Source organism: uncultured Methylibium sp. (assembly GCF_902826655.1).
GTDB lineage: Bacteria > Pseudomonadota > Gammaproteobacteria > Burkholderiales > Burkholderiaceae_C > Methylibium.
The window spans coordinates 26,642-42,054 of sequence record NZ_CADEFR010000029.1 but is presented as its reverse complement, the minus strand read 5'-3'; the positions used below and the strand labels follow the sequence as shown (position 1 = coordinate 42,054).

Sequence of the window (15,413 nt, the reverse complement as noted above, 5' to 3'; positions counted from 1 at the left end):
TGCCGCTGGGCGTGAGCACGTTGGTGTTGAAGTCGGCATGCGCGTCGAGCCACAGCACGCGCAGCTTGCGGCCGGCCTCGCGGCAATGGCGCGCGACGGCGCTGATGCTGCCGATGCCCAGGCAGTGATCGCCGCCCAGCAGCACCGGCAGGCGGCCGAGCGCGAGCTCCGCGTACATCGCTTCGTGAACGGCCTGGTTCCAGGCCACGACCTCGGGCAGGTGGCGGTAGCCGTCCACCGGCGGCTGCCAGGGGTTGCGCGGGCCGATCAGGTTGCCGCGGTCGACGACCTCGAGGCCGTGGCCTTCGAGCGCCGCCTGGAGGCCGGCGACGCGCAGCGCCTCCGGGCCCATCGAGGCGCCGCGCGCACCGGCGCCGATGTCGGTCGGTGCGCCGACCAGCGAGATCTTCGTCGTCGTGCTCATGTCGGTCACATGTCCTCGGCGAAGCGCCCCGTCTGGGTGTCGGGGGCGTCCAGGCCGTAGTGTCGCTCGATCAGGCCCCAGGCTTCCTCGGCGCTCTCGACGAAGTGGAAGAGCTTCAGGTCCTCGGCCGAGATCATGCCGGTGCCGACCAGCAGGTCGAAGTCGATCAGGCGGGTCCAGAACTCGCGGCTGACGAGCAGCACCGGGCGCCGCCGCACCTTGCCGGTCTGCATCAGCGTCAGCGCCTCGAACATCTCGTCGAGCGTGCCGAAGCCGCCCGGAAAGCACACCAGCGCGATCGCGCGCATCAGGAAGTGCATCTTGCGCAGCGCGAAGTAGTGGAACTGGAAGCACAGCTCCGGCGTGATGTAGTCGTTGGGCGCCTGCTCGTGCGGCAGCACGATGTTCAGGCCGATGCTCGGCCCGCCGGCCTCGAAGGCGCCGCGGTTGCCGGCCTCCATGACGCCGGGGCCGCCGCCGGTGACGACGGCGATCGGATGCTCGAGGCGCCGCGAGGCGGTCGTGACCATGCTCGCGAAGCGCCGCGCTTCCTCGTAGTGGTGCGACATCGCGAGCGCCATGCGGGCGCGCTGCAGCGCCGGCTCGTCGCCGCCGGCCTCGGCCTCGGCCAGGCGCCGGGCAGCGAGGTCCTGCGGCGCGATGCGCGCGCTGCCGAAGATGACGATCGTCGACTCGATGCCGTGTTCGCGCTGCACCAGCTCGGGCTTGAGCAGCTCGAGCTGCATGCGCACGGGCCGCAGTTCCTCGCGCAGCAGGAAGTCGGTGTCGTCGAAGGCCAGACGGTAGGCGCTCTCGGGGCCTGCATAGCGCGAGGCGGGCGTGACCGCGGCCACGTCTTCCTGGGCCGACGGGAAATTGCGCGCGCGCAGATCGTCGAGGGGTTCTTCCATGATTCGGCTCGTCGCGCCGCGGTGGCGGCGATTCAGTGAGGGTTGCCGCAGACCGGGCAGTCGGGACGCCGCGCGACGCGGATCTCGGTCCACTCCATCGCGCGGCCGTCGAGCATCTGCAGTCGCCCGGCCAGGCTGGGGCCGACGCCGGCCAGCAGCTTCAGGGCCTCGGCGGCCTGCATGCTGCCGACGATGCCGACCAGCGGCGCGAACACGCCCATGGTCGCGCAGGCCACCTCCTCGAAGCCGGCGTCCTCGGGGAAGAGGCAGGCGTAGCAGGGGCTCGCCGCGCTGCGCGGGTCGTAGACGGAGATCTGCCCGTCGAAGCGGATCGCCGCGCCCGCCACCAGCGGCTTGCGGTGCGCGACGCAGGCCCGGTTGACGGCGTGGCGGGTCGCGAAGTTGTCGCTGCAGTCCAGCACGACGTCGGCTTCGCGCACCAGCACGTCCAGCCGGGCGGCGTCGGCGCGCTCGACCAGCGCCTGCACGCGCACCTCGGGATTGATGGCTGCGATGCTGCGCGCCGCCGACCGGGCCTTCGGCGTGCCGACGCGGGCAAGGTCGTGCACGATCTGGCGCTGCAGGTTGGTCAGGTCGACCTCGTCGTGATCGACGACGGTGATGCGGCCGACGCCGGCCGTGCCCAGGTACAGCAGCGCCGGCGACCCCAGCCCGCCGGCGCCGATGACGAGCGCGTGGCCATCGAGCAGGCGCTGCTGGCCTTCGACGCCGATCTCGTCGAGCAGGATGTGGCGGCTGTAGCGCAGCAGCTGGTCGTCGTCCATGCGGCAAGCATAGCGGGCGCACCAGGCAGAAAGCCCGCCGTAGCGGGCTTTCCGGCACGACGCAGGGGTCGCGTCAGTTGGTCTTGGTGTCCTCGGGCTTGCGCTCGGTCTGCGTCTTCGACGCGACCACCGTCTTGCCCTTCAGGCGGTTGAGCGCCTGCTGCAGCGGGAAGTCCTCGGCGCTGCCGAACTCGGGCAGCGGCTTGGGGGCCTTGTCCTTGCCGTTGGCTTCCTCGAGCTTCTTCAGGGCTTCTTCGCGGGCCTTCTCGCGCGCGGTGTCCTTGATCTCGGCGCCCTGGCCGCTGGAGATGTGCTTCTCGAGGTCGGCCTCGCGGGCCCGCAGGCTGCCGAAGATGGTGCCTTCCGCGGTCTCGTCGAGCCACACGTCGGGCACGATGCCCTTGGCCTGGATCGAGGCGCCGCTGGGCGTGTAGTAGCGCGCCGTGGTGATCTTGAGCGCGGTGTCGGGCGACAGCTGGCGCACCGTCTGCACCGAGCCCTTGCCGAAGGTCTGCGCGCCCATGATCGTGGCGCGCTTGTGGTCCTGCAGCGCGCCGGCGACGATCTCGCTGGCCGAGGCCGACCCTTCGTTGACCAGCACGACCAGCGGTACCGACTTCAGCGCCTCGGGCAGCTTCTTCAGCGGGTCGCTGCCGCGGCGGGCGTAGAACTCGGCGTTGGCCTTGAAGACCTGCTTGGACTCGGCGATCTGGCCGTTGGTCGACACGACCACCACGTCCTTGGGCAGGAACACCGACGAGATGGCGACCGAGGCCTCGAGCAGGCCGCCCGGATCGTTGCGCAGGTCGAGCACGATGCCCTTCAGGTTGGGGTCCTGCTTGTACAGCTCGCCCAGCTTGACCGCGAAGTCCTCGACGGTGCGGTCCTGGAACTGGCTGACGCGCAGCCAGCCGTAGCCGGGCTCGACCATGCGCGAGCGCACGCTCTGGACGCGGATCTCCTCGCGCGTGATCGTCACCGGGAAGCTGCGGTTCTCGTCCTTGCGGAAGACCTGCAGCAGCACCTTGGTGTTGGGCTCGCCGCGCATCTTCTTGACGGCCTGGTCCATCGTCAGGCCCTTGACGAAGGTGTCGTCGATCTTGGTGATCAGGTCGCCGCTCTTGATGCCGGCGCGGAAGGCCGGCGAGCCCTCGATCGGCGTCTGCACCTTGACCAGGCCGTCTTCCATGCCGATCTCGATGCCGACCCCGACGAAGCGGCCGCTGGTGCCTTCGCGGAATTCCTTGAAGGTCTTCTTGTCGAAGTACTGGGAGTGCGGGTCGAGGCCGGCCACCATGCCGCCGATGGCGTCGGTGATCAGCTTCTTCTCGTCGACCGGCTCGACGTAGTCGCTCTTGACCATGCCGAAGACCGCCGCGAGCTGCTGCAACTCTTCCAGCGGCAGGGCGCCGGTGGTGTTGCGCGCGATCGCCGTCAGCTGCATCGTGGTCAACGCGCCGGCGACGGCACCGAGGGCCAGCCAGCCCGCCACTTTCGTCTTTCCACCCATGACGTCCCGCGTCCTTTCAGCAAGGTCGACCCAGTATAGGACTGGGCCCCGGCTATGAGCGTGGGCGAGTGCCGAAAGTTGCGTGCAAGCGAGGGCTTTGCACGCCTTCACGTCCGGACGCCGGCTCAGCCCGGCGCGGGCTGGCGGGGGAAGGTCACGACGTGGTCCACCTCGGCGCGGATGCCGATCCACTCGCCGAGCTGGTGGTCGTGGTGCGAGGGCACGTGGGCCAGCACGCGCTCGCCGCTGGCCAGTTGCAAGGTGTAAAGAAACTCCGAGCCGCGGAAGGCCTTGCGCTCGATGCGCGCCTTCACCGGCGAGGCGTCGTCGTGGACGATGTCGTCGGCGCGCAGCAGCACCTCGCACTCGCCGTCGGGATAGGCCGCCGGCATCGGACACTCGCCGACGTCGCGCAGGTCGCCCAGCGGGGTGCGCACCTGCGGGCCGCCGCCGTGGTCGCCCTCGACGATGCGGGCCGGCGTGAAGACGCCGTGGCCGATGAAATCGGCCACGAAGCGGGTCGCCGGGCGGTGGTACAGCTGGTAGGCCTGGTCCCACTGCTCCAGCCGGCCGCGGTGCATGACGCCGATCGTGTCGCCGAGCGCGAAGGCCTCGAGCTGGTCGTGGGTCACGAACAGCGCGGTCGTGCCGGTCTGCTTGAGGATGGCGCGCAGTTCCTGGGCCAGGCGCTCGCGCAGGTCGACGTCAAGGCTGGAGAAGGGCTCGTCGAGCAGCAGCAGGCGGGGCGACGGCGCCAGCGCCCGCGCCAGCGCGATGCGCTGCTGCTGCCCGCCCGACAGCTGGTGCGGCGCGCGCTTCGCGGCCGCGGCCAGGCCGACCAGGTCCAGCAGCTCGGCCACGCGCTCGTCGCGCCGGGCGCGGGGCAGCTCGGCGACGCCGAAGGCCACGTTCTGCGCCACGGTCAGGTGCGGGAACAGCGCGTAGTCCTGGAACACCATGCCGATGCGGCGCGCCTCGGGGGCGAGGTGGCGGCCGGTCGCGGCATCGCCCAGCACCTCGTCGCCCAGCGTGATCCGCCCGCCGGCCAGCGGCTCCAGGCCCGCCACGGCGCGCAGCAGCGAGGTCTTGCCGCAGCCCGACGGGCCGATCAGCACGCCGATCTCGCCCTGGGCCAGGCCGAACGACACCGCGTCGACGGCCGCGCGCTCACCGCCGCCGGGGTGAGCGGCGGTGTAGCGGATCGAGACCTGATCGAGCGCCAGCAGCATCGCCCTATGATACGAATTGATTTCAAATGAAAGTCGTTCGTATTCATATTGCCCTTGCCGAGTGCAGCCGGCGCTGCGGCGGCGGCTGAGCTGGCATGCGCCGTCTCGCCATCGTCCTGTGCATCCTGCTGGCCTTGCCGCTGGTCGGCGTGCTGGGCGCCTGGCTGACGCCGCAGGCCCAGACCTGGGAACTGCTGCGCCACCAGGCGGCCACGGTGCTGCCGGGCTATGCGTTCAGTTCGCTGGTGCTGGCGGCCGGGGTGGCGATCGGCGTCGCGCTGCTGGGCGGGGCGACCGCCGCAGCGGTGACGCTGTTCGACTTTCCGGGCCGTCGCGTCTTCGAGTGGGCGCTGCTGCTGCCGCTGGCGATGCCCGCCTACGTGCTGGCCTATGCGAGCACCGACTTCCTTCAGTACAGCGGCCCGCTGCAGACTGCGCTGCGCGACCTGACCGGAGCCCAGGGGCCGCTGTGGCCGGACGTGCGCAGCCTGCCGGGCGCGATCGTGCTGTTCACGCTGGCGCTGTATCCGTACGTCTACCTGCTGACCCGCGGTGCCCTGGTCGAACGCGGCCTGCACCTGATGGAAGCCGCCCGGCTGCTGGGCGCCGGGCTGGGCCGGCGCGTGCGCACGGTGGCCCTGCCGCTGGCGCGGCCGGCGCTGGCGGCGGGCGTGGCGCTGGCGCTGATGGAGACGCTGGCCGACTACGGCGTCGGTTCCTATTTCGGCCTGACGACCTTCACCACCGGCATCTACAAGGCCTGGCTCGCCATGGACGACCGCATCGCGGCCGCCCAGCTGGCGACGCTGCTGCTGGCGATCGTGGCGGTGCTGCTGTGGGCCGAGCGGCGCGCCCAGGCGCGCTTGCGCTATGCCAGCGCGCGGGGCGGCGCGTCCGAGCGCGAAGCGCGCCCGGTCCGGCTGCGCGGGCGCCAGGCGCTGCTGGCCGTGCTGCTGTGTGCGCTGCCGGTGCTGCTGGGCTTCGTTCTGCCGGTCGCGGTGCTGCTGCGCGCGGTGTGGCGCGAAGCCCTCCATGGCGAGTTCGGGCTGCCCTGGGAGCGCTTCTCCGGCTGGGCCTGGACCAGCCTCCAGCTGGCGACCCTGGCGGCGCTGGCGGCCGTGGCGCTCGCGGTGCTGCTGGGCTTTCTGCTGCGCAGCCGCGCGGGGGGCGCGCTGCCGCCGCTGGCGCGGCTGGTGTCGCTGGGCTACGCGGTGCCGGGCGCGGTGATCGCCGTCGGGCTGCTGCTGCCGGTCGGCTGGGTGCAGGCCGCGGCGCCGGGGTCGGCGGCGGCCGGCTGGGTCACGCTGGCGGCCACCGGCAGCATCGCGGGCCTGTTGTTTGCCTACCTGGTGCGCTTTTCGGCGGTGGCGCTGCAGTCGGTCGAGGCCGGCTATGCGCGCATCCCGGTCAGCTTCGACGACACCGCGCGCACGCTCGGTGCCGGCGCGCGGCGGCTGTTCTTCGGCGTGCATGCGCCGCTGCTGACACGCTCGGCGCTGGCCGCGGCGCTGCTGGTCTTCGTCGACGTGATGAAGGAACTGCCGGCGACGCTGGTGCTGCGGCCCTTCGACAGCGACACGCTCGCGGTCGTCGCCTACCAGTTCGCGCGCGACGAGCGCCTGGCCGAGGCCGCGCTGCCCTCGCTGGCGATCGTGCTGGTCGGGCTGATCCCGGTGGTGCTGCTGAGCCGCGCGATGCGCGCCCGCTGAGTGCCCGGACCGGCGGCTGGCGCCTCCGACAGGAATCGAACCTGTATCTGCCGCTTAGGAGGCGGCCGTTCTATCCATTGAACTACGGTGGCGGACCGCCGTGATTGTAGGAGCCGCCCTTGCGACGTCGGCCCGCGGTCAGTTCCAGCGAAAGATCCAGATCAGGTCGACCGCCGGGTCCTCGCCCGACTGCGCGCGCAGCGTGAAGCGCTGCGCGATCCGGTAGATCAGCTGCCAGTTCCCGGCGGTCGCGTTCAGGCCGCGTTCGTAGCCGACGTAGACGCGGTCCGAGAGCTGCTTGCCGAGCGTCACCACGGTGTCGCGCACGGTGCCGTCGCTCTGCCGCACCGACAGCTCGTCCAGCTGCAGCGCCCGCGCCACGTCGAAGCTGCTGTCGGCGCCGTCGCCGGCCAGCAGCGCGAGCGCGGCGCGCTGCAGCAGCAGGGTCTCGGTGCCGCCCAGGCTGTCGTAGCTGCGCCCGGTGACCAGCAGCGCCAGCTTCTCGGTGTCCGGCAGCTCGGGGTCGGAGAACAGCCGCACGCGCGGCGACTGCGCGCTGCCGCCGACGATCACGCCGACGCGCGTGTCGGTGTTGGCACGCACGGCCTCGATGTCGAGCCTCGGGTTGGCGACGTCGCCGACGAAGGTGATGACGCCGCGCTCGATCGCGAGCTTCTGGCCGTAGGCCTCGTAGGTGCCGTTGTCGGTGCGGACCTCGCCGTGCGTCGCCAGCTTGCCGCCGGGACTGGTCAGGCGCAGCTGGCCCTGCAGGCGCGTGTCGATGCCGCGACCGCGGATGCGGAAGCGCTGGCCCAGATCGACGCCGACGCGCAGCTCGACGCCGCGCGGCGGGCGGCGCGCGGCGGTGTCCGCCGCTGCGGCCCGGTCCCCCGGCCGCTTGACGGTGACGTCGTCGCCGAGGGTCGGCGCATCGCCGCGGCTGGCGTCGATCAGGCCCTCGTCGGCGCGCAGGTCGCCGTCGATCCGGAGCGTCTGCGCGTCCAGCTGCACCGCGACCTTGCCGCTGGCGACGACACGCCGGTCGACGCGGCCCAGCACCGTCGCGCGCTCGGCCTCGAACTGCAGTCGCGCCTGCGGCTGCTCGCCCAGGCGCGCTTCGCCGCTGGCGCCGATCTCGCCGTCGCCGGCCTTGAAGCGCAGCGTCGTCAGCCGCGCGGTGTCGCCCTCGAAGCGCGCGTCGAGCTGGCCGTCCGTCAGCGTCACGCCCTCGAGCGTGTTGCGCACCGCGAGCTGGCGGCCCTGGACTTCGCCGATCCACTGCGGCGCGCCGAAGCGGCCGGCGATCCGCAGCGTGCCGTCCAGCGCGCCGCCGAGCCGCCAGCCGGCCGGCACCCAGGCGCCCCAGGTGGCCAGCTGCTCGACCTGCACGCGCAGCGCGCCCTCGATCGGCGCGTCGGGCGCCGGCCACAGCCGCTGCGGATCGGTGCGCACCCTCTGCGCGCCGACGACGCGGCCGAGATTGGCGCCGGCCACGAGCTGGTTCATGCGCCAGGTGCCGGCCTCGGCCACCAGCTCGATGCGCGCGTCGCTCAGGCCCAGCGGCTGCACGCTGCCGAACTCGCTGACCTGCAGGTCGCCGCCGCTGCGCGCGATCTCGATGCGCGCGTTCACCGTCGGGTCGCTCGTCACGCTGGCGCGCGCGCCGACCTTCAGGTCGCCGGTCCAGCCGAAGTCCGGCTGCAGCCGCTGCAACAGCTGCGCGACGACGAAGGGCTCGACCTCGGCCTGCAGGTCGAGCCGCGGTTCGGCCGTGCCGCTGCGCTCCCAGCGCAGGCGGCTCCAGCGCAGCACCGCGCCCAGCACGTCGGCGCTGCCGGGCTGGGCCTGCAGGCGCAGCAGCTGCGGGCCCTGCTGCAGCTCGAAGGCCAGGTCGCGGGCGATGACCAGCGGCAGCGACGGCGTCGCACCCGCCTTGGCCGCGGCTGCGGTCTTGTCCGGACTCGCGGCCACATTGGGCCGCAGTGCCAGCTCCGGCAGCGTCACGCGCCAGGACTGCGGTGCCGCGCCTTCACCGGCGCGCCAGTTGCCGGCGAGCGTGGCGTCGAGGGCCAGCGGCGCCGGCTCGCCCTCGGTGGACTCGGTGCCGGCCGGCTGGGGCTGGCGCAATGTGGCGCGCAGTTCGGCGCGGTGCTCGGCCAGCGTGCCGTTGGCCTGGAGGTTTGCCGCCGGCACCAGCAGGCCGGGCAGGCGCAGGCGCGTCAACGCGGCCTGGGCTTCGACGCGGGTACGGGCCATCGCGGCGCCTGCGGCCTCGGCGCCCGGCAGCGTGGCGTTCCACTGGCCGGTGGCGAGATCGAGGCCGTTGCTGCCCAGGGCCAGGGCCTCGAACTTGAAGCTGCCGCGCGTACCCAGCGTGCCGCGCGCGCCGCCACCCAGCAGCCAGGCGCCGAGCGATCCGTCGGCCTCGGCGTCGACCTGGGCGCGGCCGGCCAGCGCGCCGAGTCCCAGTGCCTGGGCCAGCGGCGCGAGCTGCGCCAAGGCCGGCGCCTCGAGCTTGAACTGCAGCCGCTCGTCGGCCGTCGCCGCGGCGCGCGAAGGCGCGCGCATCTTCAGGCTCAGCGAGGCGCGGTTGTCGGCGGCACGCGCTTCGCCGTCGACGCCGAGCCGGCCGCTGCCGTCGGCGTCGGCCTGGAGCCGCAGCGCCAGGGGTTGGCCGGCCAGCGCGCTGTCGGTCAGCTCGGCACGCAGACTGCCGCGCAAGGCGGCCAGCAGGGCGGCGGTGTCGGGCGTGTCGGCCGGCACCTGGACGTCCAGCGCGAAGTCGCCGTTGAGCGCATTGCGACTGCGTCGCCACGCGGCCGCCGGCTCGCCGGGCAGCCACAGCGATGGGTCGAAGCCGGCCAGCTTCAGCGTGGCCTCGGTGGCCCAGAAGCCGCCGTTGCGCCGCGCCTGGGCCTTGCCGTCCAGCCGCGCGGCACCGGCCGTGGCCGCCAGGCGCGAGAGCGTGGCCGAGGTCGGCGTCGCGCTGCCGGTGGCCACCAGGCGCACGTCGTCGCGCAGCGGCCGGGGTGCGCGCTCGCGCGGCCCGCCGACCAGCGTGCCCTCGAGCCGCGCGTCGAAGTCCAGCGCGCCCCAGGCCGCACTCGATCCTGCGGCCAGCGGCGCGTGCTTCAGCGCGATCGGCCCCGACAAGCGCAGCGGCGGCGCGCGCTGGTCCAGGCCCTGCAGGACGACGCCACCGAGCTCGAGCTTGGCCTCGGCACGCCCGGCCTCGATGCGGCCCGAGCCGCCCAGCGTGCCGGCCGGCGTGCGCAGGTCGGTCGCCAGCTGCAGCAGCGCGCGCTCGATCTGCCAGCGGTCGTCGCGACCTTGCGCCAGCACGTCGATCTCGCGCACCGGCGCGCGCTGCTGGTCCCAGCGACCGGGCAGGCCGTTGCGCGCCTGGACCTCGACGCGCAGGGGCTCGCCGGCCTGCAGCTGCACGACCGCGGTGCCGGCCAGGTCGGTGACCGGTGCCGCGGCGACGCCGAAGGGCGCCAGCAGGCGCGCCAGGTCGAGCTGCTCGAAACGCGCGTCGAGCTGCGCGACCGGCAGTGCCGCAAACGGCGTGACGCGCGCCAGCGCCTCGAGGCGCTGCGACTGCATCGCCAGGCTGCCCTGGGCGTCGAAGGCCGCGAGCGGCCCGCCGGCCTGCAGCGCGAGCGTCAGGTCGCGGGCCCAGGCCGGCAGGGCGGCGGCGTCGGCCTGCGGATCGCTGCGCACCGACAGGCGGGCCTTCAGGGTCATGGGCGCGGCGGCGTCGATCTGCGCCGCGCCCTCGGCGCGCAGGCCATGCCAGCGCAGCGCGAGCGCGTCGACGCGGTGCACGGGGCCGACCTCGAGGCGCGCCGTCAGCTCCTCGACCGGCTGCGCCAGCCCCGGCAGCTCGAGCCGGGTCACGCGCAGGGCGTCGATGACCGCGGTCAACGGCAGTTGCAGGTTTGTCGGCGCGACGGTGGGCGGCACGGGTTGCGGGGCCGGCGTCGTCGTCACGGCGACGGACTGCGCCTCGGCCGAGCGCGCGCTCAGGTGCACGAAGGGCGTGCTCCAGCGCCAGTCCCGCAGCTGCAGGCCGCTGGTCCGCAGCCCGTCGATGCGCACGCTGCTGCGGCCGGCCTGCAGCGTCAGCCGCGCGAGCCGGAACTCGCTGCCTGCGCCGAGCAGCGCGCCTTGCGGCTGATCGAGGGCGATGCCCGGCAGGTAGGGGGCGGCACGCTCGAGCCACCAGCGCGTTCCGGCTTCGGTGTGCAGCGCCTGCCAGGCCGACGCGACGAGGGCCACGCCCGCCGCCGGCAGCGCCAGCATCGCCAGCAGCAGGAGGCGCCAGCGCCAGCGCGTAGCCGCGACGGCCATCAGAACGTGACCCCCACGCTGACATGCAGGCGCACCGACTTGACCTTCTGGCCGTAGGCCAGGTCGACGCGCAGCGGGCCGATCGGGCTGCGCCAGCGCACGCCGACGCCGTAGCCGATGGCGGGCTCGTAGTCCTCCCAGTCCTGGGCGGCGTTGCCGGCGTCGACGAACACCGCGCCGTACCAGTTGCGCCATTGCGCCGAGGTCTGCGAGAAGCGGCGCATCAGCTCGATGCTGCCGGTGGCCATGACCGGCCCGCCGACCACCGCACCGTCTCGCACTGGGCCCAGCGTGCGGTAGCCGTAGCCGCGCACCGAGTCGTCGCCGCCGGCGCGGAACAGCAGCGAGTCGGGGATGCCGAGCGACTCCCTCTTCAGCACCTGCGCGACCTCGGCACGCACCTGGCCGAGCCAGCCGCCGAACAGCGGCTGGTACCAGACCCCGGCGAGGTAGAGCCGCGCGAACGGGCCGCGCTCGCGGTCGGCGTCCTGCGCCACGCCGGCACCGCCCTGCGCGCTGAGGATCAGCCCGCGCGTCGGGAACACGAGGTTGTTGACGTCGCGACGCACCCACTCGGAGTTGGCCAGCACCGCGCGGTCGGTCGTGCTCTGGGTCGCGGTGTCGAGCGTCGTGCGGTTGTATTCGAGGTAGTAGAGGCGGTCGAGCCGTTCGGTGTCGCGGCTGCGGCCGACGCGCACGCGCTGCGTCTGCGTCACGGCGCCGCCGGCGTCGAGGTAGTCGGCGCGCAGGCCGACGAGGTTGCGGTAGCCGCCGGGCTGCGGATAGGTCAGCAGGTCGAAGGACAGCTCGCGTTCGTCGCGGCCGAGCTTGAGCTTGCTGCTGGCCACCAGGTCGCGACCGAAGGCACGCCGGTGCGTGTGCTCCAGGCCGACGCGCGGGCCGGTGTTGCTGGAGAAGCCGACGCTGACGGTGGCGTTCTGCGTCGCCTGCTCGCGCAAGCGGGCCACCACCGTCGCGCGGTCGGCCTGCTGCGGGTCGAGGTCCAGCTCGACGGCGACGCCTTCGTAGAGCCCGGACTTCTGCAGCGCCTCCTGGTAGTCGAGCAGCATCTTCTCGGTGTAGGGCTGGCCGGTCTCGAAGGGCAGCAGGTTCAGCGCGGCCTCGGGCGGCGTACGCTCCAGGCCCTCGATGCGAATCTCGCCGATGCGGTAGGCCGGTCCGCTGTCGACCACGACGAAGAGCCGCGCGCGGTTGCGCGCCGCGTCGACCTCGGCGCCGGTGCCGGCGAAGGCCGCGCTGGCGTAGCCGCGCGAGCGCAGGCTGGCGAGCAGCGCGTTCTTGGCGGTGTTCCAGGCCGGCTGACTGAACGCGCTGCCCGATGGCAGCAGCCAGCGCGACTGCAGGCGCTGCCAGCGGCGCTGCAGCGCCGGGTCGCCGGCGCCCATCGCTTCGGCATAGGGTCCCTGGATCTCGAGCTGCACGCGCTCGACGCGCGTCGGCGGGCCGGGCTCGACGCGCACGCGCAGCAGCGGCGGCCCGCCCTCGGCGTCGTCGCGCGCCACCTCGACGACGGCGTTGAAGTAGCCCTCGGGCTCGAGCAGGCTGCGCACCTGGGCCGGCGTGGCTGCCAGCAGGCGGCCCACCTCGACCGGCGAGATGTCGGCCTGGTCGCGGAAGCGCACCAGGTCCAGGTGGCGCAGCAGCAGGTCGCGCAGCGGATTGGGCGCCCGCAACTCGATCCGGTAGGCGCCGTTGGCGCCGGCCGGCAGCGTGGCGACGCCGGGGTCGAACAGCGGGGCCGCGTACTGCTCTTCGGGCGGCGGCGCCTCGGCTTCGGTGTCGTCGTCGGCCGTCTGCGCCGCGACCTGCGCTGCGCCCAGCAGCCCCGCGAGCGCGAGGGCCGGGCCGATCCGTCGCAGCGCGGCGCGCAGGCTCACTTGCTGAGCAGCCGCATCGCCCCCTCCAGCCCCTGCAGCGTCAGCGGGAACATCCGCTGCTGCATCAGCTGCTGGATGACCGAGATGCTCTGCCGGTAGCCCCACACGCCCTGCGGCTCGGGGTTGATCCACGCGTACTTGGGGAACGCATGGGTCAGCCGCTGCAGCCACTCGGCGCCGGCCTCCTCGTTGTTGTATTCGACGCTGCCGCCGGGTTGCAGGATCTCGTACGGGCTCATCGTCGCGTCGCCGACGAAGACCAGCTTGTAGTCCCGGTTGTACTTGCGGATCACGTCCCAGGTCGAGTGCTTCTCGCTGAAGCGGCGACGGTTGTTCTTCCACATGAAGTCGTAGACGCAGTTGTGGAAGTAATAGAACTCGAGGTGCTTGAACTCGTTCTTGCAGGCCGAGAACAGCTCCTCGACGCGGTGGATGTGCTCGTCCATCGTGCCGCCGACGTCCATCAGCAGCAGCACCTTCACCTTGTTGTGGCGCTCCGGAATCATCCGGATGTCCAGCAGGCCGGCGTTGGCGGCGGTGCCGTGGATGGTGCCGTCGAGGTCGAGCTCGAGCTCGTTGCCCTCGCGCGCGAAGCGCCGCAGGCGGCGCAGCGCGACCTTGATGTTGCGCGTGCCGAGTTCCTTGGTGTCGTCGTAGTCCTTGTAGGCGCGCTGCTCCCAGACCTTGACCGCGCTCTTGTTCTTGCCGGCGCCGCCGATGCGGATGCCCTGCGGGTTGTAGCCGGAGTTGCCGAAGGGCGAGGTGCCGCCGGTGCCGATCCACTTGCTGCCGCCTTCGTGGCGCCCCTTCTGTTCCTCGAAGCGCTTCTTCAACGTCTCCATCAACTCGTCCCAGCCCATCTTCTCGATGGCCGCCTTCTGCTCGGGCGTCAGCTCGATCTCGAGCGTGCGGCGCAGCCATTCGAGCGGCACTTCCTGGGTGAAGTCGGCCACCGTCTCGACGCCCTTGAAGTAGGCCGCGAAGGCGCGGTCGAACTTGTCGAAGTGGGCCTCGTCCTTGACCAGCGTGGTGCGGGCCAGGTAGTAGAACTGCTCGACGGAGGTGTCGATCACGCCGGCCTGCAGGCCTTCCAGGAGCACGAGGTACTCCTTGATCGACACCGGCAGCTTGGCGGTGCGCAGCGAGTAGAAGAAGTCGATCAGCATGGCAGCTCGCGGTGGGTCGCCGGGCCGTGGCGGGGGCGACCCTCGGGTCCGATGGTAGCCAATGCGACTCAGGCGCCGCGGTCGGTGCGCGGATCCCCCGGCGAGACGACCTGTCGATCGTCGCCGCGCCACGGCCGGCGACGCGCCGGAGAGGGGGGCGCGGCCGCGGGCGGCGGTGCCGGTTCCGGGGCCGGCGCGGGTCGCGTGGCGCGGGCCGGCGGCGGACGCGGCGTGGGCCGGTAGGGCCGGGCCCGGACCGGCCCGAAGATGCGGCGCTCGCGCAGCGCACCGAAGGCGACGAGCGCGATGCCCGACAGCTCGAGGATCCAGTTCCAGCGCAGGCCGAAGGCGGTGTCCTTCAACCAGATGTCGACGTGGTGGAAGGACGAGGCGCGCGCCACGACGAACACCAGCAGGAAGCCGATGCCACCCAGCGCCAGCGCCCGGCCGCGCGACAGCGGCCACGACAACCGCCCGAGCCAGGCGGCGCCGGCGATGCCCGCGACCGCGACGGCGGCGATGAAGGCGACCTGCACCTCGTGGCGATGCTCGTACCAGCCATCGGCGCGGGCCATGTCGCGCCCGATCTGCGTCAGCGCGCTCTGCAGGTCGAGCTGCTTGTTGAGGCCGAGGATGGCCATCGCGACCGCCAGCAGCAGCCAGTAGCGCGCGGGCGCTGGCGCGGCGCGCCCGCGCTGCGTCTGGCTGGCACGCCAGCAGGTCCACGCGGCGACCGCGTAGGCCGCGACCGTGAGCCAGCCGCCGATCGTCGGGTCGCCGATGCCCGGTTCCCAGCGGCCGGCGACGTTGGCCATCTCGTCGGCCCGTCCTTCAGCGCGGACGCTGCAGCTGCCACTGCAGGTGCGCCTTGACGGTCGGCCACTCGGTCGCGGTGATGCTGTAGACCGCCGTGTCGCGCAGCGTGCCGTTGCCGGCGCGCTGGTGCGCCCGCAGGATGCCGTCGAGCTGCGCGCCGAGTCGTTCGATCGCACGGCGACTCTGCTGGTTGAAGCGGTGCGTGCGGAACTCGACCGCGATGCAGTCCAGCGCCTCGAAGGCATGGCCCAGCAGCATCAGCTTGCACTCGGTGTTGAGCGGGCCGCGCTGGGCGCCGGCGGCTGTCCAGGTCGAGCCGATCTCGACGCGGCGGTGGGTCGCGTCGATGTTCATGTAGGTCGTCATGCCGACGATGCGGCCGGTCGCGTCGAGCACGGTGAACGGCAGCATCGAGCCGCGGGCCTGCAGGCCGAGCCGTCGCTCGATCTCGGCCGCCATGTTCTCGGGCGTCGGGATGCTCGTGTACCAGAGCTTCCACAGCTCGCCGTCGCGCACCGCCCCGGCAAGCCCCGCCTCGTGCGTCGCCGCCAGCGGCAGCAGCGACGCGTGCCGCCCACGCAGCTCGACCGGATCGGGCCAGGGTGTCGCCAT

11 protein-coding genes and 1 tRNA gene are annotated in these 15,413 nt (G+C 72.8%); 1 reads left to right on the top strand and 11 read right to left on the bottom strand.

The genetic code is table 11. The annotated features are described in order from the left end of the window. The 5 genes from QZV97_RS12845 to QZV97_RS12825 form a co-directional block, all read right to left on the bottom strand. The coding region (locus QZV97_RS12845) for an arginase family protein (RefSeq protein ID WP_295642545.1) at positions 1–424 on the bottom strand (424 nt) is incomplete at its 3' end. A gap of 5 nt (positions 425–429) precedes the next feature. Beyond that, a complete protein-coding gene (locus QZV97_RS12840; protein ID WP_295642542.1) occupies positions 430–1,335 on the bottom strand; it encodes a TIGR00730 family Rossman fold protein in 906 nt (301 codons plus the stop codon). Between the two features lie 32 nt (positions 1,336–1,367). Continuing rightward, positions 1,368–2,120 (bottom strand): HesA/MoeB/ThiF family protein, encoded by a 753-nt coding sequence (locus tag QZV97_RS12835; RefSeq protein WP_295642538.1) that lies wholly within the window; start codon positions 2,118–2,120, stop codon positions 1,368–1,370. 73 nt (positions 2,121–2,193) lie between these two features. Further along, a complete protein-coding gene (locus tag QZV97_RS12830; protein WP_295642535.1) occupies positions 2,194–3,630 on the bottom strand; it encodes a S41 family peptidase in 1,437 nt (478 codons plus the stop codon). Positions 3,631–3,755: 125 nt separating this feature from the next. Continuing rightward, positions 3,756–4,859 carry an ABC transporter ATP-binding protein gene (locus QZV97_RS12825; protein ID WP_295642532.1) on the bottom strand — a complete coding sequence of 368 codons (1,104 nt, stop codon included), beginning with the start codon at positions 4,857–4,859 and terminating at the stop codon, positions 3,756–3,758. Between the two features lie 95 nt (positions 4,860–4,954). Between QZV97_RS12825 and QZV97_RS12820 the strand changes: the two genes are divergently transcribed. Further along, positions 4,955–6,568: an iron ABC transporter permease gene (locus QZV97_RS12820; protein ID WP_295642528.1), complete on the top strand. Its 1,614-nt coding sequence runs from the start codon at positions 4,955–4,957 to the stop codon at positions 6,566–6,568. A gap of 17 nt (positions 6,569–6,585) precedes the next feature. Here the strand turns inward: QZV97_RS12820 and QZV97_RS12815 are convergent. The 6 genes from QZV97_RS12815 to QZV97_RS12790 all read right to left on the bottom strand — a co-directional run bounded on the left by QZV97_RS12815 (position 6,586) and on the right by QZV97_RS12790 (position 15,413). Next, positions 6,586–6,660, bottom strand: a tRNA-Arg gene (locus QZV97_RS12815). Between the two features lie 46 nt (positions 6,661–6,706). Further along, positions 6,707–10,921, bottom strand: coding sequence for a translocation/assembly module TamB domain-containing protein (locus tag QZV97_RS12810; RefSeq protein ID WP_295642524.1), 4,215 nt, complete (start codon positions 10,919–10,921; stop codon positions 6,707–6,709). Further along, entirely contained in the window at positions 10,921–12,819 is a 1,899-nt protein-coding gene (locus tag QZV97_RS12805) for a BamA/TamA family outer membrane protein (protein ID WP_295642521.1), read from the bottom strand. Before QZV97_RS12805 ends, QZV97_RS12810 begins: the two co-directional genes overlap by 1 nt. Beyond that, positions 12,816–13,985, bottom strand: a complete 1,170-nt coding sequence (locus tag QZV97_RS12800; protein WP_295642518.1) for a hypothetical protein — start codon at positions 13,983–13,985, stop codon at positions 12,816–12,818. Before QZV97_RS12800 ends, QZV97_RS12805 begins: the two co-directional genes overlap by 4 nt. Positions 13,986–14,053: 68 nt before the next feature. Beyond that, positions 14,054–14,800, bottom strand: coding sequence for a hypothetical protein (locus tag QZV97_RS12795; protein WP_295642515.1), 747 nt, complete (start codon positions 14,798–14,800; stop codon positions 14,054–14,056). 16 nt (positions 14,801–14,816) lie between these two features. Beyond that, complete coding sequence (locus tag QZV97_RS12790; protein WP_295642512.1) at positions 14,817–15,413, bottom strand: GNAT family protein; 597 nt, start codon at positions 15,411–15,413, stop codon at positions 14,817–14,819.

What these genes read in the sequence shown, in the direction of transcription:
- QZV97_RS12835 (WP_295642538.1), bottom strand. Translation starts at nt 2,120, where the DNA reads ATGGACGACGACCAGCTGCTGCGCTACAGCCGCCACATCCTGCTCGAC.
- QZV97_RS12800 (WP_295642518.1), bottom strand. Translation starts at nt 13,985, where the DNA reads ATGCTGATCGACTTCTTCTACTCGCTGCGCACCGCCAAGCTGCCGGTG.
- QZV97_RS12825 (WP_295642532.1), bottom strand. Translation starts at nt 4,859, where the DNA reads ATGCTGCTGGCGCTCGATCAGGTCTCGATCCGCTACACCGCCGCTCAC.
- QZV97_RS12795 (WP_295642515.1), bottom strand. Translation starts at nt 14,800, where the DNA reads ATGGCCAACGTCGCCGGCCGCTGGGAACCGGGCATCGGCGACCCGACG.
- QZV97_RS12830 (WP_295642535.1), bottom strand. Translation starts at nt 3,630, where the DNA reads ATGGGTGGAAAGACGAAAGTGGCGGGCTGGCTGGCCCTCGGTGCCGTC.
- QZV97_RS12810 (WP_295642524.1), bottom strand. Translation starts at nt 10,921, where the DNA reads ATGGCCGTCGCGGCTACGCGCTGGCGCTGGCGCCTCCTGCTGCTGGCG.
- QZV97_RS12820 (WP_295642528.1), top strand. Translation starts at nt 4,955, where the DNA reads ATGCGCCGTCTCGCCATCGTCCTGTGCATCCTGCTGGCCTTGCCGCTG.
- QZV97_RS12790 (WP_295642512.1), bottom strand. Translation starts at nt 15,413, where the DNA reads ATGGCGACACCCTGGCCCGATCCGGTCGAGCTGCGTGGGCGGCACGCG.
- QZV97_RS12840 (WP_295642542.1), bottom strand. Translation starts at nt 1,335, where the DNA reads ATGGAAGAACCCCTCGACGATCTGCGCGCGCGCAATTTCCCGTCGGCC.